The sequence below is a fragment of the Pseudomonas aestiva genome (genome assembly GCF_039908605.1).
Taxonomy (GTDB): domain Bacteria; phylum Pseudomonadota; class Gammaproteobacteria; order Pseudomonadales; family Pseudomonadaceae; genus Chryseomonas; species Chryseomonas aestiva.
On the sequence record NZ_CP150916.1, the window covers coordinates 1,945,195 to 1,964,886 of the forward strand.

A 19,692-nucleotide genomic window follows, 5' to 3' on the forward strand; every position below is an offset into this window, starting at 1 on the left:
GGAGGGGGTTGCAGGTGTTAGAACGTAATGCGAGCCAAACCCTTAGTTGAAATATTTTTTTGTTATTAGTTAATGGCGTGGCGCCACCCATCTTGCATTCCGACCGCCTGGTCATCTTTTTTCGCTATCTCATTTAAGCCCTGACTATTGGCTGCCGACACTGAATTAACTCAATCTCCCGACCAGGGGCGTGTCATGTTCAACAAAGGATTAAAACAAGAACTGCAGCGTCTCCGCGAGCAGGTGGATTCCTTCAAGCGACTAAAGGCCGAGCTCGACGTCGAGATGATTGGCCTGGAGCTGGACGGCCAGGGCCGGGTGACCGCGGTGAACGCCAATTTCGAAAAGGAAATGGGCCTGCGCGCCGCGGATCTGCTGGGCCGTCCGCTCCTGGATCTGGTCCCGGGGCATGTCAGAAACCAGGAATACAACCGTCGCCTGCAGCAGTGCCTGAGTCGTGGCGAGCCCTATAGCGGGGCCCTGCATCTCTTGCGCGGCGACGGTAAGGAAGCCTGGTTGAGGGGCATCCTGCACCCGTTCCATGATGGCCAGGGCCAGGTGACGCGCTTCCGACTGTTCTGCAATAACCTGACGAGAACCATCGAGACCTCGCGCGAGCACGAAAGCCTGCTCAAGGCGCTGCGCCGTTCCACGGCGGTCATCGAATTCAACCTCGACGGCGAGGTGCTCGACGCCAACGACAGATTCCTGCAGGCCATGGGTTATTCCCTGGCGCAGATCAAGGGCAAGCACCACCGGCTGTTCTGCGAGGCGGCCGAGGCAAACTCCGAGGCCTATCAGCAATTCTGGGCGCGCCTGCGTCGCGGCGAATTCGTCGTGGATCGCTTCAAGCGCCTGGATGCCCATGGCCGCGATGTCTGGCTGGAAGCCTCCTACAACCCGGTGATCGACGCCCATGAGCGCCTGTACAAGGTGGTCAAGTTCGCCACCGTGATTACCGATCAGGTCCAGCAGGAACAGGCGGTGTCCGAGGCCGCCAGCGTAGCCTTCGAGACCTCCCGGCACACCGACGACACCGCCCGCAAGGGTGCGGCGGTGGCGCAGCAGACGGTGGACGTCATGCGCGCCCTGGCGACCCAGATGCAGGAGGCGGTGAAGGGCATCGAGGCGCTGGACAACCAGTCCCAGGTGATCGGCACCATCATCAAGACCATCAGCGGCATCGCCGAACAGACCAACCTGCTGGCGCTCAATGCCGCCATCGAGGCGGCCCGGGCCGGCGAGCAGGGCCGCGGCTTCGCCGTGGTGGCCGACGAGGTCAGGCAACTGGCCTCGCGCACCAGCAAGGCGACCGAGGAGATCGTCGGGGTGGTACAGCAGAACCAGCAACTGGCCGGCGAAGCCGTGACGGTGATCGAGAACGGCCGGCGTCAGGCCGAGCAGGGCCTGGAGCTGGCGGGGCAGGCCGGGCAGGTGATCGTGGAGATCCAGGATGGCGCCCAGCGAGTGGTCGGCGCCGTGGGGCGCTTCGCCCGCCAGCTGTCGAACTGATCCCGCACGCTGAATGCACAACGGCAACCCCAGGGTTGCCGTTGTGCATTCAGGCGGTCAGCCCTGCTTGCTGCCGCCACCTATCTGCCAGGCGAAGGGAGGTTCGCTGCCGTCGATCTCCCAGGCGCCGACGATGCGTTCCTTGTAGATCAGCGGATTGTGCGAGGCCGCGGTGCGGGCATTGCGCCAGTGGCGATCCAGGCCCTTGCGGCTGCTAGTGGCCGACGCGCCCAATGCATTGAAAAGGTCGCTGGTGGCCCGCAGGACTAGCTCGGCGACCGCCGATTGCGCCTGGGCCGATTCCAGTTCCGCCGCCACGTTGGCGGCGTGCTCGGCGGCGGCATCCCCGGCATAGCGGGCTTCGAAGGCGGTCTGGGCCGCGGCGGCGGCTGCCAGGGTCGCGGCTTCGGCGGCATAGACGAAGGCCGAGGCCTTGCCCACCACCTGCTGCACCTGGGGAGCGGCACTGGCCGCGCTGGCGTTGCCATGGCTGTAGACCCGGGTGCGCCCCCGTACTTCGGCAGCGAATTCGCGCACGGCCGCCTGGCCGCTGCCGGTGATCACGGCCAGCAGCACCAGCTGGTAGAAGGCGGTCTGGTATTTGAAGCGGGTGGCGAAGTCGATGAGATTCTCGGGCGCCACGCGCACGTCTTCGAACACCGAGGTGCCGCTGGCGGTGGTGCGCTGGCCGAAGCCGTCCCAGTCGTCGGACTGGCGCACGCCGGGCTGGTCGGTGCGGATGGCGGCGATGACGTCGCCCCCGGTGTCGTCGCGCTGGGCGTAGACGTCGATCCAGTCGGCGAACAGGCTGCCGGTGCTGTAGTACTTGGTGCCGTTGAGACGCCACTCACCGTCCTGCTGGCTGACCCGGGTGATGACCTTGCCGAGCTTGACGGTGCCGATCTCGGTCCAGGCGTTGCCCACCAGGTCACCGGCGACGAAGCGCTCGAACCAGACCTGTTGGGAAGCGCTGGCATGGGCATTGAGGCGGTCCTCGACAAAGGCGAAGTGGCCGCGCAGCGCCTGGGGCAGATTGCTGTCGGCGGCTGCCAGTTCGATCAGCAGCCGTACCAGTTGCGGCAGGCTGGCACCGCTGCCGCCGAACTCCACGGGCACCCGCACGGCGCCGAAGCCGGCGTCCTTGAGCCAGGCGACGGGCGCATAGGGCAGGGTGCGCTGGCGCTCGCGTTCCAGGGCGCCTTCGGCGATTCGGGCAAAGAGCGGCCGAAAGCGCGCGGCCAGCTGTTCGTAGTCGGGGCTGGGCGCAGGGGTGGGCGGCAGGTGGCGAGCGGGCAGATTCATGGTGATCCTCGGCGGTTGGAAGGTCGACGCCAGAGGCTTTGCAAGAGCGTTGCCAGGACCTGAAAGGCCGCTTTTCCGGGGTTTGCCGGGCCTGGACTGCCTGGCCGGCAGCAGGAGTGCCTGGCCGCTGTTGCCCGGGCGACAGCGGGTCGGCCACGCTAGACTGGCCTTTTGTCTGGAGCCCCCATGGATCTCTTGTTTCTCGGCACCTCGGCCGGGGTGCCGACCCGGCGGCGCAACGTCTCGGCCCTTGCCCTGATCGAGGACCAGGGCAAGGGCTGGTTTCTCGTCGACTGCGGCGAGGCCACCCAGCACCAGCTGCTGCGTACCCCGCTGTCAGCGGCGGATCTGCGCGCCATCTGCATCACCCATGTCCATGGCGACCACTGCTATGGCCTGCCAGGGCTGCTGGCCAGCGCCGCCATGACCGGACGCCGCCAGCCGCTGCTGCTGATCGCGCCCCAGGCGGTCCATGACTGGCTCGCCGCCACCCAGCTGCTGACCGCGCTGCACCTGCCTTTCGAGCTGCGCGTCCATGCCCTGGAGGGTTTTACCGGCGTTGCCGTGGGCGCCTGGGATATCGACGCCTTCGCGCTTTCCCATCGGGTGCCCAGTCACGCCTTTCGCTTCCGCGAGACCCGTCGGCCGCAGCGCCTCGATCCCGCGGCCCTGGCGGCGGCCCAGGTGCCGCGCGGGCCGCTGTGGGGGCGGCTGCATGGCGGTGAGGACGTGCTACACGAGGGCCGCCTGCTGCGCAGCGCCGACTTCCTGCAGGCGGCCCATGGCGAGCGGCGGTTGGTGGTGGCAGGAGATAACGACGATCCCGCCTTGCTGACGGAGGCCTGCCGGGGTGCTCAGCTGCTGGTCCATGAAGCCACCTACGCCCAGGCGCAGATCGACAAGACCGGGCAGAGCTGGGGCCACAGCAGCGCGGCCGGCGTCGCTCGTTTCGCCGAGGCGCAGGCGCTGCCGGCGCTGTTGCTCACCCATTTCAGTCCGCGCTATCAGGCTGAGGCGGGGCGTTCGCCGTGCATCGACGAGCTGCGCCGGGAGGCCGCGGCCTGCTACAGCGGTCACCTGCAGCTGGCCGAGGATTTCGCGCGCTTTCGCCTGGATCGTCAGGGCCAGCTGAAAGCCCTGGACCAGAGCGGCGGGGCAGGGGATGGCGACCCGCAGCAGGAAAGAGGCTGAAACGCTTCGGTCTTGTCTGACCTGTTCTCCTTGGGCATAGTGCGAACGTTTATCATTTCAGGATCCTTTCGATCCCTCGCACCTCGTCCCTAGGAGAAGCAAATGGCGGTGTCTTTCAACAAGGTCTCGACGCTGGGCGCCATGGCGCTACTGTCCCTGGCAGTGGGGGCCTGTTCCAATCGCCCGGAGGCACCGATGCCACCGCCACCCGCGCCGGCGCCTGTCGCCGCGCAGCCGGCCGCGCCCCAGGCGCCGGCCGAACTCAAGCGCATCGAGCTGGGCTACGGCGTCTACGAGCTGGCCTACAGCCCGGCCAAGCAGTCGGTCTACGCGGCGACCGCCCAGCTGACCAAGGGCGTTACCGGCGGGGTGATCTACCAGCTGGATCCGGCCACCCTGGCCATCACCGGCCAGATCCATACCGATCTGAAGAACTTCGCCCTGACCACCGATGCCAGCGGCGAGACGCTGTTCGTCACCAACTCCCTGGACGGCGGTCTCAGCCGTATCGACCTGCGTACCGGCAAGGTGGAGAAGCGGCTGAAATTCAACGAGATGGGCCGCGACGGCCATCCGGTCAATCCGCGCCAGGTCATCCTGCATGACGGCATGCTGTATGTCGGCGGTGTCGGCGATCCGGGGGTGATCTGGGTAGTGGATGCCAAGACCCTGACCCTCAAGGCGCGCATTCCCAATGCCGGCAAGTGGGTGACCGGCCTGCTGTATTCCGAGGACACCGGGCGCCTCTATGCGGCCAACGGCAGCGGCGAGGTGCTGGTGATCAATCCACGCACGCGCAAGATCGAGCACCGCTGGACCCCGGGCGATGGCGGCAAGTACCTGCTGCTGAACCTGGCCGAGGATCGTGCGAACCACCAGCTGTTCGTCACCGACAATTCCGAAGCCAAGACTGTGCTGGTCTTCGATATCCGCAGCGGCAAGGTGATCAAGCGCCTGCCGGTTGGTGACGCCCTGGCCATCAAGCTCAATACCAAACGCAATGAGCTGTACATCACCCAGCGCGAAACCGGTCGGCTGCTGATCCTCGACGCCACCACCTACGCCGAGAAGAAGGCCTACGACCTCAAGCCCAATCCCAACAGCCTGCTGGTCAGCCCGGATGGCCAGACGCTGTATGCGACGGTGAAGACGCCCTTCGACAAGGAATACATGAACACCGCGCCGGAAAGCGTGGTGCGCATCGACCTCTCCGCGGTGAAGTAAACCGCGCCGCCCTGGCTGCCGCAGCGTCCTGCTGCGGTGGCCCCGGGCTTCCCACGCCCGCCGGCTTGCTCTTGAATGCGTGGGTCCCACCATCCAGGAGCCGCCACCTTGTCCGCGACCGATCTCAGCCTGCTTCCGCTGCTGGAAGCCTCCTACCGTCACTGGCTCGGCCAGCCGCTGCCGCGTCCCGCGGGATTACTTGCGGCCGACGTCCCTGCCTGGCTGCATGAGCGGGCACCCTATGCCCTGCTGGCGCACGGTACCGAAGGTGATCCGCTGTTCTGCTACGCCAACGGTCAGGCGCTGAGCTGCTTCGGCTATCCGCGCGCCGAATTCATCGGCATGCCCTCCAGGTTCAGCGCCTCACCCAGGGACCGGGACGAGCGTCAGCGCCTGATGGAAGCGGTGGGGCGCCAGGGTTATGCCTGTGGCTATGAGGGCTGGCGGGTCGATCGAGACGGTGAGGCCTTCCAGATCCATGCCGGCGTGGTGTGGAATCTGCTTGATGTCGACGGGCAGCGGTTGGGGCAGGCCGCGTTGTTCTGGCCGGACCCGCAGCGGATTGGGCAGCTGGAGTGAGGCAGAGATCGTTGGGCTTCGCTGCGCTCGGAAGATCGGCGAATTCGTGGACAAGGCTGCGCCGTTGTCCACCCTTGTATCTCGACGACAGCCTCCTTAGGGGGGCATAGTCCCCGACTGATCATCGGGGGAGGATGGCAGGCCGTGTCCACCCTTAAGCCTTTGAGCTTGCAACGTAGATAGGCCGCCTCCTCCACACCCATCCCCGAGTCCGAACGGTATCTAGAGCCTCCAGAGCTCGTATTGCACAAGGTTGGACGGGATGACGTGATCGTGTCGCATCTGAAGGAGGAGACATCATGGCCGTAATCGGTGTTGATATCGCCAAGCGCAGCTTCGATCTGGCGATCCTGCAATCCAATGGCAAGCACCGGACCAAGGGCAGGCTGAGCAACGATCCGTCAGGCTTCGCGGTCTTTGCCGACTGGCTGCAACAGCATGCCGAGCCAGGCGCTTGGATCGTGATGGAGGCCACAGGCACCTATCACGAAGCGCTCGCCGAGCATTTCCATGCGCTGGGCTACCGAATCGCCGTGCTCAATCCGGCACAGATCGCTCGCTATGCGCAAAGCCAATTGCAGCGCAGCAAGACGGACAAACTCGACGCCAAGCTGATCGCCACCTATGGCCAGCGGCATGAAGACAGCCTGCGGGCCTGGCACCCGGAGCCTGTGTCCATCCGCACGCTTCGCGCGCTGACCCGGCGCCTGGAGGATCTCCAATCGCTACGGCAGATGGAGCTCAATCGGCTCGAGGTCAGCCCGGAAAAAGTCCAAAACTCGATCCAGGCGGTCGTGCAGCGGCTCGATGAGCAGATCGCCTGGACGCTCGAACAGATCAAACGGCATATCGACGATGACCCGGACCTGCGCGGCAAACGTGATCTGCTGGTGAGCATAGACGGCATCGCCGACAAGACCGCCGCCCTGATCCTGGCGGAGCTCGGCGATATCGGTCGCTTCGCCGATGCCCGCGCCGTGACCGCCTTTGCCGGTTTGAACCCACGCCTACAGGAATCAGGTCTTTACCGCGGCCATACCGGCATCTCGCGCATGGGATCGGTCCGCTTACGAAGTGCGCTATACCTACCCGCCGTCGTGGCGCTGACCTACAACCCGGCTATCAAGGCGCAAGCCGAGCGTCTGAAAACCAGGGGGAAGAAAGGTAAACAAACCGTCTGTGCCGCCATGCGCAAGCTGCTGACCATCGCCTATGGCGTGCTCAAATCGGGCAAGCCTTTCGATCCTGCTTTAGCGATTGCACACTGAGGGGCGAAGACGGTATCTACGCCTAGCCTGACGTCGTAGGGTGGAAAACCGCGCAGCGTTTTCCACGCGAGGGTAATGCCAGGCTATCCCGACTCACCCCGGTCGGATGCTTCACTCGTCCTCGACGATCAGCACCACCAGATCCTTGGGCCCGTGGGCGCCATAGGCCAGTACCTGCTCGATGTCGGCGGTCTTGGACGGTCCGGAGATCAGCAGGGCATTGGTCGGCATACCGTCCTGCCAGCGGTGCTGTTGCTGCAACTCGTAGAAGTTGTCCACCACGGTGCTGGCCCTGAGCAGGGCGATGTGCAGCGGGGGCACCAGGCTCATCAGGCGCGGTTCCTGGCGATCCGGCCAGAGCACCAGACTGCCAGTGGAGGCCAGGGCGCCAAGGGTGCCGGTGAGGCTGGCCGGGGTGTCGTTGAACAGTTCGGCCTTCCACTCTTCCACGGGGCGATCGTAGGCCTTCCAGCGCGGTGAGCCGTCGCCCTGCCAGCGCTCCACCAGGCGCGCACCGTGGGGCGTGCCGGGAGCGATCAATAGCTGATCCAGACCCCGTTCGGCGAGGACGCGCTCGACCAGCGCCGGCCAGTCCGCCGCGGTGGTCAGGTGGGTTTCGGTATGCACCGTCTCCATCAGGGTGCGCAGGCGGGCGACGCGCTCCGCAGGTGGATAGCGCCAGGGTTCGGTCACCAGGGCTTCATCGAAGGTGTCCGCCAGCGGCTGGGTGCCCTGCAGACTGCCGCGCAGCTTGGCGAGGATGTTGTCGCGGGCGCTCATGGGCGTTTCTCCAGGTGGTCGCGGGCCAGTTCGTGCAGCGAGCGCGATGCCGGCCTGGGCGCGCTGTGGTGCTCCGTCCAGGGGCCGAGCTGGCCGGGGGTGAAGCGGCCGAAGCGGGTGGCCAGGTAGCTGAAGCCGCGATAGAGCAGCGGCGAGGTGTAGAGATTCTGCCAGGCATGCCAGGTCCAGCGCTCCCGGGCGGAGAACTTGCTGCCCTGGCCGCGCAACAGGTGCGGCTCGGCATTGGGCGCCTTGACGTTCTCTTCGCGCAGGCGCCGCAAGAGCGCCGGAATCGGGATCTTGACCGGACAGACCTCTCCGCAGGCGCCACACAGCGAGGAGGCGCTGGGGTGGTCGGGCGCCTGCTCCAGGCCGACCAGGTGCGGGGTGATGATGGCGCCGATGGGGCCGGGATAGACCTCGCCATAGGCATGGCCGCCGATGCGGGTATAGACCGGGCAGTGGTTCATGCAGGCGCCGCAGCGGATGCAGTTGAGGGTCTGGCGCAATTCGCTGTCGGCGAAGGCCTGGCTGCGGCCGTTGTCCAGCAGCACCAGGTGCACCTCGCGCGGGCCGTCCAGTTCCTCGGCCTTGCGCGGCCCGGAGATCATGTTGACGTAGGTGGTGATCGGCTGGCCCAGGGCCGAACGGGTCAGCAGCGACAGCAGCGGCACCACGTCGCGCAGGTTCTCCACCACCTTTTCGATACCGGTTACGGCGATGTGCACCGGCGGTACCGTGGTGGACATCCGCCCGTTGCCCTCGTTTTCCACCAGCAGCAGGGTACCGGTCTCGGCCACGGCGAAGTTGACGCCGGAGATGCCGATGTCGGCCTCGAAGAATTTCTGCCGCAGCACCCGCCGACCGGTCTGGATGAGTTCGTCGACGTCGGTGGTGTAGGGCTCGGCGAGGTGCTCGTGGAAGAGGGTACCCACCTGCTGCCGGTTGAGGTGGATGGCCGGCATGATGATGTGCGAGGGCTTCTCGCCGGCGAGCTGGATGATGTACTCGCCCATGTCCGATTCCAGGCAGTCGATGCCCTGGGCGCCGAGGACGTGGTTCATGTCCATCTCTTCGCTGACCATGGACTTGCCCTTGATCAACAGCTTGGCCGCATGGCGCTCGGCGATCTGCTGGACGATGGCATTGGCTTCGGCCGTGGTCTCGGCCCAGTGCACCTGGACGCCATTGCGCTTGAGGTTGGCTTCCAGGCGTTCCAGCAGCTCCGGCAGCTTGGACAGCGCCCGGGCGCGGGTGCGATTGCCCAGTTCGCGCAGCCGCTCGCGCTCGTCGGCATCGCTCATGCTGGCCAGGCGCTTGGTCATCAGCGAATCCATGGCCGTGCGGAAGTTGCGTCTGAGCTGGTCGTCGCCCAGGGCCTGGCGGGCGCGCGTCTTGAAGGGGGGCGCCGCGCTGATGTCGGTGAGGGGGATCTTGAGCATCTCGTTCACGCTGCACCTCCGATACGGCGCCAGAGAAAGCTCGCCAGGTGTTCGCCACGCAGGGCGGCGCGCTGCTTTTCCAGGGCGCCATTGATGTTCATCAGGCAACCGCAGTCGGCGGTGAGCACCTGGGCCGCGCCGCTGTCCTGCAGGGCGCGGGTCTTGTCCGCCACCATGGCGCCGGAGATGTCCGGCATGCGTACCGAGAAGGTGCCGCCAAAACCGCAGCATTCGCTCTCGTGGTCATGGTCGACGCGCTCCACGGCCTGCAGCTGGCCGAGCAGGGCGCGGCCGTGCAGGTGGGTCTGCATCTCGCGGCGGGCGCTGCAGGAGGTGTGCAGCGCCACCTTGGTCGGGGCGCCGCGATCCTGGTAGTCGACCTGGCAGACGTGCAGCAGGAATTCCGCCAGTTCGTAGGTGCGCTCGGCCAGATCCCGTACCTGCCGCAGGGTCTCGGGTTCGTCGGCGAACAGCTCGGCATAGTGATGGCGCAGCATCCCGGCGCAGGAGCCGGAGGGCACCACCACCGGCCAGGGCTCGGCGAACAGCGCCAGCTGGGTGCGCGCCACGGCGCGGGCTTCCTCGGTGTAGCCCGAGGTGTAGGCGGGCTGGCCGCAGCAGCTCTGCGCCTGGGGGAAATTCACGCGGATGCCTTCGCGCTCCAGCAGGCGGATGCTGTCCATGCCGGCTTCGGGATAGAAGAGGTCCACCACGCAGGTGCCGAACAGATAGACCTGGGTCGGCTTCTGCGGCGGATAGGTCCGCGGCGGCGCCAGGGGCGGGGCGGTGCGGGTGGCGTTGGGGGCGGCGTTGTGGAAGAGGTCGGTCATCAGGATACTCCGGGTTGGCCCGGTTAAAAGAGAGCCTGCTCATGATCTGCTGCGCGTCAGCCAAACCGCGTTGAAAATGCCCTGGGTCGCCAGCCCGGTCGGAATGCTCATTTACCACTCGTAAACTCCGCTTCCTCAGGCATTTCCGTCTTGTTTGTCTCTAGCTCGCGAGATCAGCAAAAGGCTCCAGAAGACCGGCGGCGACCGGGGTCGCCGCCGGGAAACCCACGATCAGTGCACCAGCATGCCGGTGAACACATAGGCCTGCGCCAGGGTGATAAAGCCGACCAGCACGGCGAAGCCGATGCTGTGCCGTACGGTGAAACGGAACAGGTCGGACTCCTTGCCCACCATGCCGGTGGCGGCGCAGGCCACGGCGATGGATTGCGGCGAGATCATCTTGCCGGTCACGCCGCCGGAGCTGTTGGCCGCCACCAGCAGGGTGTCGGAAACGCCGATCTGGTGCGCGGTGGTCGCCTGCAGCGAGCCGAACAGGGCATTGGACGAGGTGTCCGAACCGGTCAGGAACACCCCCAGCCAGCCCAGCAGCGGCGAGAAGAAGGGGAACAGCGCGCCGGTACCGGCCAGCAGCAGCGCCAGGGTGGTGGACATTCCCGAGTAGTTGACGACGAAGGCGAAGGCCAGCACCAGTCCGATCGACAGGATCGGCTTGCGCAGCTCCACCAGGGTTTCCTTGAACACGCCGAGGGCGGTCGAGGGCTTGATGCGGAAGATGGCCATGGAGATCAGCGCGGAGATCAGGATGGCGGTGCCGGAGGCCGACAGCAGGTCGAGCTTGTAGACCGCCGGCATCGGCGTCGGCGTGGCCACGATCGGCAGTGTCTTGAGCACCAGCTTGTCCAGGTAGGGCACCGGCACGTTGATTACCAGGGCATAGAGGGCACCGCCGGTGGTGAACAGCGCCTTGAAGGCCTTGGTGGTCCAGATCGTGACGACCACGGTCAGGATCAGGAACGGCGACCAGGCCTTGATCACGGTACCCAGGGAATGCTCAGGAGGCAGCCGGCCGCCGCCGCCGAAGCCGGCCCCGCCACCCAGCATGGCGGCGCCGCCGCCACTGACCACGGCGGTGGCGCCCGCGGTGGCCTGCTGCGGCTGGCGCAGCTTGAGGTAGCTGGTGAGGGCGATCATGGCGGCCAGCGACGAGGTGATGTCGGGCAGTTCCGGACCGATGAAGTTGGAAGTCAGGTACTGGAACACGGCGAAGGTGCCGCCGCAGATCAGCGCCGGCTTCCAGGTTTCCCGCAGGCCGCGCATGCCGTCCATCATGAACATCAGCCACAGCGGCACCAGCAGCGACAGCAGTGGCAGCTGGCGACCGGTCATGGCGCCGATCTTGAAGGCGTCGATACCGGTCACCTGGCCGGCGACGATGGTCGGGATACCCAGGGCGCCGAAGGCCACCGGCGCGGTGTTGGCGATCAGGCAGAGCCCGGCCGCCTTCAGCGGATTGTGGCCGAGGCCCACCAGCAGCGCGGCGGTGATGGCCACCGGTGCGCCGAAGCCGGCCGCACCCTCGAGGAAGGCGCCAAAGCAGAAGCCGATCAGCAGCACCTGCAGGCGCTGGTCGTCGGTGATGGACAGCACCGAGCTGCGGATGATGTCGAACTGTCCGCACTTGACCGTCAGCTTGTAAAGGAACACCGCCGTGACGATGATCCAGGCGATCGGCCAGAGGCCATAGAGGAAACCGTAGCCGGCCGAGGCCAGCGCCTTGTCCACCGGCATGCGATAGACGAACAGCGCGATGAGCAGGGCGATCGCCAGGGTGATGGCACCCGCCACATGGCCCTTGAGCCTCAGACCGGCGAGCGCGACGAAGAAGAACAGAATGGGCAGGGCGGCGACGAAGGCCGAAAGGCCCAGGCTGCCCAGGGGGAGATAGATCTGTTGCCAGGTATCCATCGGGTGCTCCTTGATTGTTTTTGTAGGGAGGCGGCAGGACGGGGTTGCACAAGATCGCGACCTGTGGCAAAAATTGGTAAGACCAATTTACAAGGGCGACTTCACGCACGTTAAGCGGGGTCTTTGCCCCTGTCAAACGTCTTGATCTGCGACTTTCGTCGGCCAGCACTGCCTGGCTGACGGACCCTCGCCACTGTCCGCGGCTTTTTTCGAGGTTTTTCATGGGGTTCGAACCGGTCAAGCAACGTCGTCTGTCGGACGACATCGTCAAGCACCTGGAGGCGCTGATCGCCGAAGGCTCGCTGCGCCCTGGCGAACGCCTGCCGGCCGAGCGGGTGCTGGCCGAGCGCTTCGGGGTATCGCGACCCTCGCTGCGCGAAGCCATCCAGAAGCTGATCGCACGCGGCCTGCTGCTCAGTCGGCAGGGCGGTGGCACCTATGTCACCGAGGCGCTGAACAGTGCCTTCACCGATCCCCTGCTGCCGCTGCTGGAAAGCCGCGAGGAAACCCGCCGTGACCTGCTGGAGTTTCGCCACACCCTGGAAAGCGCCTGCGCCTACTACGCCGCCCAGCGCGCCACCGAGCCGGACCTGGCGCGGCTGACCCTGGCCTGGGAGCGCCTGGAGGACTGCTACCGGCGGCGCGACACCCTGACCCGGGAAGAGGAGGGCGAGGCCGACGCGGCCTTTCACCTGGCCATCGCCGAGGCCAGTCACAACGCCGTCTACCTGCATAGCATCCGCAGCCTGTTCGAATTGCTGCGCCACCACATGGTGACCAACATCGGCGGCATGCAGGCGCAACGGGGCGAAACCCGCGAGCACCTGCTGGAACAGCACCGATCGCTCTACCAGGCGATTGTCGCGGGTGAAGCGGAAACGGCACGCGAGGCGGCGAGCCGTCACCTGGGCTATGTGCGGGAGGTTCTGGAGGAGGCCGGTGCCATGGCAGGCCGTCTAGCACGGGCCAAACGGCGCGATGAGCGCTAAAAGGATCTGGCGAAAAACATCATGATGTCATTATGCTATTGCAATAAGTTATCCGTCCGCGGCTAAAGTTTAGCGTTCCAGAGCTGATAACCCGGTCACACCTTCCCGCCTTCGCTGGCGTCTAGACCGGTACCCTCCTGTGGAACACGCCTCTTCTTCGCCCTCGTTCATCGATCTTACCTTCACCCCTGCATTGCTCGGTGCCTGCGGTACCGGCGCGATCCTGTTCGTGGGCGGCGTGACGTCGACCACCCTGGCGCTGAGTGCCACCCAGGTGGTGCTCGCCGCCGGTCTGGGCTTCTGGCAGCTGCGTCGCGCCCAGGCGCGCCAGGCCGAGCGCGCGGCCGAGCAGGCCGTGAGCCAGAGTCCGGCCAGCGGTCGGGACGAAGCCCTCGAAGCCCTCTGCGTGGCGGTGCTGCCGGTGTGGTCCGAGCAGATCGAAGCGGCGCGCGCCCACACCGAGCAGGAAATCGTCAGCCTGACCAGTCGCTTCGCCGAACTGGCCGACCGCATCCACAGCGTCGCCGGCGCCGATCACGGCAGTGGCGATCGCCTGGTCAATCTCATGGCCAGCAGCCAGAACCAGCTCGATGGCATCCTGCACGCGCTGCGCGAAGCGCTGTCGAGCAAGGGCGCGCTGCTGGACGAGGTCAACGGCCTGGCCGGTCTGACCGAACAACTCAAGAGCATGGCCAAGGACGTCGGCGACGTGGCGCGCCAGACCAACCTGCTGGCCCTCAATGCCGCCATCGAAGCCGCCCGTGCCGGCGAAGCCGGGCGCGGTTTCGCGGTGGTCGCCGACGAGGTGCGCAAGCTCTCCACCCTGTCCGGCGATACCGGGCAGAAGATCGGCGAAACCGTGGAAACGGTGAACGGCGCCATTGCCCGCACCCTGGAGCTGTCGCAGCTCCACGCCGAACGCGACACCGGCACCCTGAACCAGTCCGGCGAGACCATCGAGCAGGTCATCGGCACCTTTGGCGGCACCACCCGTGACGTGGTCGAGCGCAGCGATGCCCTGGCGAACAATGCCGCGGCCGTGGGCGGCGCCATTGCCGAGGTGCTGGTCGCCCTGCAATTCCAGGATCGCGTCAGCCAGATGCTCGGCCACATCCGTGACGACCAGGCGCGTCTCGAACGCCTGGTGATCGACCGTCGCGCCCTGGCCGCCAGCGGTCAGCCGCTGCCGACCCTCGACACCCGCGGCTGGCTCGCCGAGCTGGCCCGCACCTACACCATGGCCGAGCAGGTCGCCGTGCACCACGGCAAGCGACCGGCCGCCGCCGCTGCCGAATCCGATATCACGTTCTTTTAAGGAAAGCTGTCATGAGCAACAAGACCATTCTGATCGTCGACGACTCCATCTCCATCCGCCAGGTGGTGTCCATGACGCTGAAAAGCGCGGGCTATGACGTCATCGAAGGCTGCGATGGGCGCGACGCCCTGACCAAGCTGGACGGTCGCAAGGTGCACCTGATCATCAGCGACGTGAACATGCCCAACATGGACGGCATCACCTTCGTCACCGCGGCCAAGAAGCTGCCGGCCTACCGGTTCACCCCGGTGATCATGCTCACCACCGAATCCGATGCCGCCAAGAAAGCCGCCGGCCAGGCCGCCGGTGCCAAGGCCTGGATGGTCAAGCCGTTCCAGCCCGCGCAGATGCTGGCGGCGGTTTCCAAGCTGATCATGCCCTGATGGCCCTGGAGGCTGCCCCCATGAACGATGTCGTTCGTACCCGCTTGCCCCTCACCGGGCCGCTGACCATCTACACCGCGGCTGACAGCAAGCCGCTGCTGATGGAGCCCCTGACCGCCGGGGTCACCGTGGCGCTGGAACTGGCCGAGGTCGATGAATTCGACTCCGCCGGTCTGCAGTTGCTGCTGCTGGCCCACCGGGAGGCGCAGCGTCTGGGCGGCAGCCTGGAACTGGTCGACCCCAGCCCCGCCGTCACCGAACTGCTGGAGCTGGCAGGTCTTGCCGACTTCTTTACCGCGGCCGCCGCGGAAGGTGTTGCCGCATGAACATGGACGAGATCCTCAAGACCTTCATCGCCGAGAGCGAAGAATTGCTGCAGCAGATGGAAGCCGCGCTGCTGCAGATCGAGCAGGCGCCGGATGACGTCGAGCTGATCAATGCCATCTTCCGCGCCGCCCACACCATCAAGGGTTCGGCCGGTCTGTTCGGTCTGGACCATGTGGTGGCCTTCACCCATGTCGCCGAAAGCGTGCTCGACCGGATCCGCAGCAACGAGCTGGCCTTCGACGAGACCCTGTCGGCGCTGTTCCTGGAGGTCTGCGACCACCTCAACGGCCTGATCGCCCGGGTGTCGTCCGGCAGCGAGCCCGAGGCCGACTTCCAGGCCGCCGGCGCCGTGCTGGTGCAGCGCCTGGAGCACTATCTGCAGCCGAGCGCCAAGGCGGCCCAGCCGGTCGCGGCCGCCCGTACCCTGGCGGCACCGGTCGATGGCGTCGCCGCTGGCCACTGGCACCTGTCGCTGCGCTTCGGTCCGGACATGCTGCGCAACGGCATGGATCCGCTGGCCTTCGTGCGCTACCTCAACAGCTTTGGCCGCATCGTCAACATCGTCACCCTGACCGATGCCATCCCGGCCGCGGCGGACATGGATCCCGAGACCTGCTACCTGGGCTTCGAGGTTGCCTTCGACAGCGACGCCGACAAGGCGACCATTGAGGCGGCCTTCGAATTCGTCCGCGAAGACAGCCAGATCCGCATCCTGCCGCCGCACAGCCGCAGCAGCGACTACTGCCAGCTGATCGACGATCTGGCCGAGGAAGACCTGCGCCTGGGCGAGATCCTGGTGCGCTGCGGTACCCTGACTGCCACCGAGCTGGACGAGGTGCTGCGCCGCCAGGCCGATCCGGCCACCCCACGCCAGCCTATCGGCGAAGCCCTGGTGGAAGCTCAGCTGGTCAATCCGCCGGTGGTGGATGCGGCCCTGAACAAGCAGCGCAAGATCAAGGAGCAGCGCGCGCCGGCGGGCGAAGGCCAGCTGATCCGCATCGACGCGACCAAGCTCGACCAGCTGATCGACCTCATCGGCGAGTTGATCATCGCCGGTGCCGGGACCCAGCTGATCGCCCAGCAGAGCGGCCTGGCGGCCCTGGTGGAATCCACCGGGGTGCTGTCGCGCCTGGTGGAAGAGGTGCGGGACACCGCCCTGACCCTGCGCATGGTGCAGATCGGTACCACCTTCAACCGCTTCCAGCGGGTGGTCCGCGACGTCTCCAAGGAGATCGGCAAGGACATCGCCCTGCGCATCAGCGGCGGCGAGACCGAACTGGACAAGACCGTGGTGGAAAAGATCGGCGATCCGCTGACCCACCTGATCCGCAACGCCATGGACCACGGCATCGAATCCGCCGAGCTGCGCCTGGCGCGCGGCAAGCCGGCCCAGGGCACCGTGGGGCTGAACGCCTATCACGAGGCCAGCAGCATCGTCATCCAGGTCACCGACGACGGTGGCGGTCTGTCGCGCGAGCGCATCCTGCGCAAGGCGACCGAGCGCGGCCTGATCGCCGAAGGCCAGGTGCTGGCCGACAAGGATGTGTTCAACCTGATCTTCGAACCGGGTTTCTCCACCGCCGAGCAGATCAGCAACCTGTCCGGTCGCGGCGTCGGCATGGACGTGGTGAAAAAGAACATCACCGCCCTGCGCGGCAGCGTCGACCTCACCAGTGAGGAGGGCCGCGGCACCACCGTGACCATCCGCCTGCCGCTGACCCTAGCGATCATCGATGGCTTCCTCATCGGCGTCGGCAAGGCCACCTATGTGGTGCCCCTGGAAGCGGTGGAGGAATGCATCGAGTTGACAGAGGCGGCCAGTGTCCAGGCCAACGGCAACGACTACCTCGACCTGCGCGGCGAGGTGCTGCCGGTGCTGCGCCTGCGTCAGCTGTTCACCATCGAGGAAGCCCCGCCGCGGCGGCAGAACGTGGTGGTGGTGCGCTATGCCGGCCAGCGCGCCGGCCTGGTGGTCGATCAGCTGCTCGGCGAATTCCAGACCGTGATCAAGCCGCTCGGTCCGCTGTTCGGCCACAACCGCAGCCTCGGCGGTTTCACCATCCTGGGTACCGGTGCCGTGGCGCTGATCCTCAACGTGCCCGGCCTGATTGGCGAGGCGGCGTCCACCGGCACCGCTGCCCCAGTCCTCGCTTCCGCGCTGATCTGACCGACAAGGAATTAGACGTCCATGACCGTTACCAAACGCATGTCCCTGCTGGTCCTCTCCGCGCTGTTGGGGATCATCCTCCTCGCGGGTATCGCCTACCAGCAACTCAGCCAGGTGTATGAACGCGCCAATTATGGCAACGACAACACCGTCCCTTCGATTCTGGGTATCGACGCCATCGACGCCCATTCCGCCGACATCATCACCGGCATCTACCGCCATCTGGCCGCGGACGGTGACGTCGCCACCCGTGAGGCCGAGAAGGAGCTGACCGATGCCCAGCAACTGACCGAGAAGGCGCTCAAGGACTATGAGCCGCTCATTTCCGATGACACCGATCGGCGCATGCTGCAAGACGATCGCCAGGCGATCGCGCAGCTGAACGATCTCGTGGCCATCGTGCTGCCACTGTCTCGCGCCAGTCAGGACGAAGACGTCAAGCGCATTCTCGGCGAGAAGCGCAAGGTCATCGACCATGTCGGCGATACCCTCGATGCGCATCGCGCCTACAACAAGAAACTGGGCAGCGAACAGGCGCAGATCGCCGGCCATACCATGAGCCAGGCAACCGTCCTGTCCATCGGCATCGCCCTGGCGACCCTGCTGGTGGTCGGCCTGCTCGGCTTCTTCATCACCCGCAACCTGTTGCGTCAGCTCGGCGGCGAGCCGGCCGACGTGGCCAAGGTCGCCAACCGCACCGCCGCGGGCGACCTGCCCGACGATCTGCAGCTGCGCGCCGGCGATGATTCCAGCCTGATGGCCGCCATGCAGCGCATGGTGGTGACCCTGCGCGGTCTGGTGCAAGAAATGAGCACCATGGCCAGCGAGCACGATCGCGGCGAGACCGAGGCACGCATTCCGCTGGAGCGCTTCCAGGGCACCTTCCGCAACGTCGCCGAAGGCGTCAACGCCATGGTCGCCGGTCACCTGAGCGATTCCGCCAAGGCCATGGCCTGCGTCAAGCGCTTCGGCGAAGGCGATCTGGCCGCGCCGCTGGAGCGTTTCCCCGGCAAGAAGGCGGTGATCAACGACAACCTCGAACAGGTCCGCGACAACATCCAGCTGCTGGTCGCGGAGATGGTGCAGCTGTCCGCCGCCCATGATCGCGGCGACACCGATGCCCGCATCCCCGTCGAGCGCTTCCAGGGCACCTTCCGCGGCATGGCCGAAGGCGTCAACGCCATGGTCGCCGGTCACCTGAGCGATTCCGCCAAGGCCATGGCCTGCGTCAAGCGCTTCGGCGAAGGCGATCTGTCGGTGGCGCTGGAGCGCTTCCCCGGGCAGAAGGCGGTGATCAACGACAACCTCGAACAGGTCCGCGGCAACATCCAGCGCCTGGTCGAAGACGCCAACCAGTTGAGCCAGGCGGCCATGGCCGGTCGCCTGGACACGCGCGCCGATGCCAGTGCCCACCAGGGTGACTTCCGCCGCATCGTCGCCGGGATCAACGGCACCCTCGATGCCATCGTCGCGCCGGTCAACGAAGCCCTGGTCGTGATGGCCGGGCTCTCCCAGGGCGACCTGAGCCGCACCGTGCGCGGTGACTACCAGGGTCAGCTGCTGGAGCTCAAGGAATCGATCAACGGCACCGTCGGCAAGCTGAACCAGATCATCGGCGACGTGCGCCTGTCGGCCGATGCCCTGGCCAGCGCCTCGGAAGAGATCTCCGCCACCGCCCAGAGCATGAGCCAGGCCAGCACCGAACAGGCCGCCTCGGTCGAGGAGACCAGCGCCAGCGTCGAGCAGATGTCGGCCTCCATCGCCCAGAACACCGAGAACGCCAAGGTCACCGACGGCATGGCCGGCAAGGCCGCGCGCGAGGCCAACGAAGGCGGCGAAGCGGTGGGTGAGACCCTGGTGGCCATGAAGACCATCGCCGAGAAGATCGGCATCGTCGACGACATCGCCTACCAGACCAACCTGCTGGCGCTCAACGCTGCCATCGAAGCGGCCCGCGCCGGCGAGCATGGGAAAGGTTTCGCCGTGGTGGCCGCCGAGGTGCGCAAGCTGGCCGAACGCAGCCAGGTCGCCGCCCAGGAGATCGGCACCGTGGCCAAGAGCAGCGTGGCCCTCGCCGAGCGCGCCGGCACCCTGCTGGACCAGATGGTGCCGTCCATCAGCAAGACCTCCGACCTGGTGCAGGAAATCGCCGCCGCCAGCGAAGAGCAGAGCAGCGGGGTGAGCCAGATCAACGGCGCGATGCTGCAACTGAGCCAGATCACCCAGCAGAACGCCTCGGCGTCCGAAGAACTGGCTGCCACCGCCGAGGAAATGAGTACTCAGGCCGAGCAGCTGCAACGCCTGATGGGCTTCTTCAATACCGGCGAAGGCCGGGTGGTACAGGACCTGGAGCGGGCGCTGGAGGCTTCGCGGCCCCGCGCCACGCGGGTCCCGGGCAAGGCCCTGCGTACGGGTACCTCGGGTGTGCCTGACGGCTACGTCCCCTTCGAATCCTGA

Annotated in this window: 16 protein-coding genes; 11 read left to right on the top strand and 5 right to left on the bottom strand. The window is 66.2% G+C overall.

Annotated elements, in window-relative coordinates:
- The first annotated feature begins 195 nt into the window (after nucleotides 1-195).
- Complete coding sequence (locus AABM56_RS08995; protein ID WP_133859390.1) at nucleotides 196-1,512, top strand: PAS domain-containing methyl-accepting chemotaxis protein; 1,317 nt, start codon at nucleotides 196-198, stop codon at nucleotides 1,510-1,512.
- Between the two features lie 57 nt (nucleotides 1,513-1,569).
- Here AABM56_RS08995 and AABM56_RS09000 read toward each other — a convergent pair whose 3' ends face one another.
- Nucleotides 1,570-2,814 carry an acyl-CoA dehydrogenase family protein gene (locus tag AABM56_RS09000; protein ID WP_347884018.1) on the bottom strand — a complete coding sequence of 415 codons (1,245 nt, stop codon included), beginning with the start codon at nucleotides 2,812-2,814 and terminating at the stop codon, nucleotides 1,570-1,572.
- A 186-nt stretch (nucleotides 2,815-3,000) separates the two neighbouring features.
- On the opposite strand from AABM56_RS09000, the gene AABM56_RS09005 reads away from it, so the two are divergent.
- The 4 genes from AABM56_RS09005 to AABM56_RS09020 all read left to right on the top strand — a co-directional run bounded on the left by AABM56_RS09005 (nucleotide 3,001) and on the right by AABM56_RS09020 (nucleotide 7,076).
- Entirely contained in the window at nucleotides 3,001-4,005 is a 1,005-nt protein-coding gene (locus AABM56_RS09005; protein WP_133859388.1) for a ribonuclease Z, read from the top strand.
- Between the two features lie 102 nt (nucleotides 4,006-4,107).
- Entirely contained in the window at nucleotides 4,108-5,229 is a 1,122-nt protein-coding gene (locus tag AABM56_RS09010) for a YncE family protein (RefSeq protein ID WP_133859387.1), read from the top strand.
- A 108-nt stretch (nucleotides 5,230-5,337) separates the two neighbouring features.
- Entirely contained in the window at nucleotides 5,338-5,808 is a 471-nt protein-coding gene (locus AABM56_RS09015) for an MEKHLA domain-containing protein (protein WP_263258691.1), read from the top strand.
- Nucleotides 5,809-6,107: 299 nt separating this feature from the next.
- Nucleotides 6,108-7,076 carry an IS110 family transposase gene (locus tag AABM56_RS09020; RefSeq protein ID WP_347883270.1) on the top strand — a complete coding sequence of 323 codons (969 nt, stop codon included), beginning with the start codon at nucleotides 6,108-6,110 and terminating at the stop codon, nucleotides 7,074-7,076.
- A gap of 111 nt (nucleotides 7,077-7,187) precedes the next feature.
- Here the strand turns inward: AABM56_RS09020 and AABM56_RS09025 are convergent, their stop codons facing one another.
- The 4 genes from AABM56_RS09025 to AABM56_RS09040 form a co-directional block, all read right to left on the bottom strand.
- Entirely contained in the window at nucleotides 7,188-7,856 is a 669-nt protein-coding gene (locus AABM56_RS09025) for a lactate utilization protein C (protein WP_133859385.1), read from the bottom strand.
- Entirely contained in the window at nucleotides 7,853-9,298 is a 1,446-nt protein-coding gene (locus AABM56_RS09030) for a LutB/LldF family L-lactate oxidation iron-sulfur protein (protein WP_133859980.1), read from the bottom strand. The genes AABM56_RS09025 and AABM56_RS09030 overlap by 4 nt, the downstream gene beginning before the upstream one ends.
- A 5-nt stretch (nucleotides 9,299-9,303) precedes the next feature.
- The gene (locus tag AABM56_RS09035) at nucleotides 9,304-10,128 is read right to left on the bottom strand and encodes a (Fe-S)-binding protein (RefSeq protein ID WP_133859384.1); all 825 of its coding nucleotides are present in this window, start codon (nucleotides 10,126-10,128) and stop codon (nucleotides 9,304-9,306) included.
- 231 nt (nucleotides 10,129-10,359) lie between these two features.
- Complete coding sequence (locus AABM56_RS09040; RefSeq protein ID WP_133859383.1) at nucleotides 10,360-12,054, bottom strand: lactate permease LctP family transporter; 1,695 nt, start codon at nucleotides 12,052-12,054, stop codon at nucleotides 10,360-10,362.
- Nucleotides 12,055-12,275: 221 nt separating this feature from the next.
- On the opposite strand from AABM56_RS09040, the gene AABM56_RS09045 reads away from it, so the two are divergent.
- The 6 genes from AABM56_RS09045 to AABM56_RS09070 all read left to right on the top strand — a co-directional run bounded on the left by AABM56_RS09045 (nucleotide 12,276) and on the right by AABM56_RS09070 (nucleotide 19,692).
- The gene (locus AABM56_RS09045; protein ID WP_133859382.1) at nucleotides 12,276-13,043 is read left to right on the top strand and encodes an FCD domain-containing protein; all 768 of its coding nucleotides are present in this window, start codon (nucleotides 12,276-12,278) and stop codon (nucleotides 13,041-13,043) included.
- Between the two features lie 139 nt (nucleotides 13,044-13,182).
- Nucleotides 13,183-14,358: a methyl-accepting chemotaxis protein gene (locus AABM56_RS09050; protein ID WP_282283956.1), complete on the top strand. Its 1,176-nt coding sequence runs from the start codon at nucleotides 13,183-13,185 to the stop codon at nucleotides 14,356-14,358.
- Between the two features lie 11 nt (nucleotides 14,359-14,369).
- Nucleotides 14,370-14,741: a response regulator gene (locus tag AABM56_RS09055; protein ID WP_133859381.1), complete on the top strand. Its 372-nt coding sequence runs from the start codon at nucleotides 14,370-14,372 to the stop codon at nucleotides 14,739-14,741.
- Between the two features lie 20 nt (nucleotides 14,742-14,761).
- Complete coding sequence (locus AABM56_RS09060) at nucleotides 14,762-15,067, top strand: lipid asymmetry maintenance protein MlaB (RefSeq protein ID WP_058792877.1); 306 nt, start codon at nucleotides 14,762-14,764, stop codon at nucleotides 15,065-15,067.
- On the top strand, nucleotides 15,064-17,235 hold the full coding sequence (locus AABM56_RS09065; RefSeq protein WP_133859380.1) for a chemotaxis protein CheA: 2,172 nt from the start codon (nucleotides 15,064-15,066) through the stop codon (nucleotides 17,233-17,235). The genes AABM56_RS09060 and AABM56_RS09065 overlap by 4 nt, the downstream gene beginning before the upstream one ends.
- 21 nt (nucleotides 17,236-17,256) lie before the next feature.
- A complete protein-coding gene (locus AABM56_RS09070) occupies nucleotides 17,257-19,692 on the top strand; it encodes a methyl-accepting chemotaxis protein (RefSeq protein ID WP_347884019.1) in 2,436 nt (811 codons plus the stop codon).

Excerpts from the sequence above, each read along its gene's own strand:
- AABM56_RS09040 (WP_133859383.1), bottom strand. The coding sequence starts at position 12,054 with ATGGATACCTGGCAACAGATCTATCTCCCCCTGGGCAGCCTGGGCCTT.
- AABM56_RS09020 (WP_347883270.1), top strand. The coding sequence starts at position 6,108 with ATGGCCGTAATCGGTGTTGATATCGCCAAGCGCAGCTTCGATCTGGCG.
- AABM56_RS08995 (WP_133859390.1), top strand. The coding sequence starts at position 196 with ATGTTCAACAAAGGATTAAAACAAGAACTGCAGCGTCTCCGCGAGCAG.
- AABM56_RS09060 (WP_058792877.1), top strand. The coding sequence starts at position 14,762 with ATGAACGATGTCGTTCGTACCCGCTTGCCCCTCACCGGGCCGCTGACC.
- AABM56_RS09005 (WP_133859388.1), top strand. The coding sequence starts at position 3,001 with ATGGATCTCTTGTTTCTCGGCACCTCGGCCGGGGTGCCGACCCGGCGG.
- AABM56_RS09030 (WP_133859980.1), bottom strand. The coding sequence starts at position 9,298 with ATGCTCAAGATCCCCCTCACCGACATCAGCGCGGCGCCCCCCTTCAAG.
- AABM56_RS09070 (WP_347884019.1), top strand. The coding sequence starts at position 17,257 with ATGACCGTTACCAAACGCATGTCCCTGCTGGTCCTCTCCGCGCTGTTG.
- AABM56_RS09055 (WP_133859381.1), top strand. The coding sequence starts at position 14,370 with ATGAGCAACAAGACCATTCTGATCGTCGACGACTCCATCTCCATCCGC.
- AABM56_RS09065 (WP_133859380.1), top strand. The coding sequence starts at position 15,064 with ATGAACATGGACGAGATCCTCAAGACCTTCATCGCCGAGAGCGAAGAA.
- AABM56_RS09045 (WP_133859382.1), top strand. The coding sequence starts at position 12,276 with ATGGGGTTCGAACCGGTCAAGCAACGTCGTCTGTCGGACGACATCGTC.
- AABM56_RS09025 (WP_133859385.1), bottom strand. The coding sequence starts at position 7,856 with ATGAGCGCCCGCGACAACATCCTCGCCAAGCTGCGCGGCAGTCTGCAG.
- AABM56_RS09000 (WP_347884018.1), bottom strand. The coding sequence starts at position 2,814 with ATGAATCTGCCCGCTCGCCACCTGCCGCCCACCCCTGCGCCCAGCCCC.
- AABM56_RS09035 (WP_133859384.1), bottom strand. The coding sequence starts at position 10,128 with ATGACCGACCTCTTCCACAACGCCGCCCCCAACGCCACCCGCACCGCC.
- AABM56_RS09010 (WP_133859387.1), top strand. The coding sequence starts at position 4,108 with ATGGCGGTGTCTTTCAACAAGGTCTCGACGCTGGGCGCCATGGCGCTA.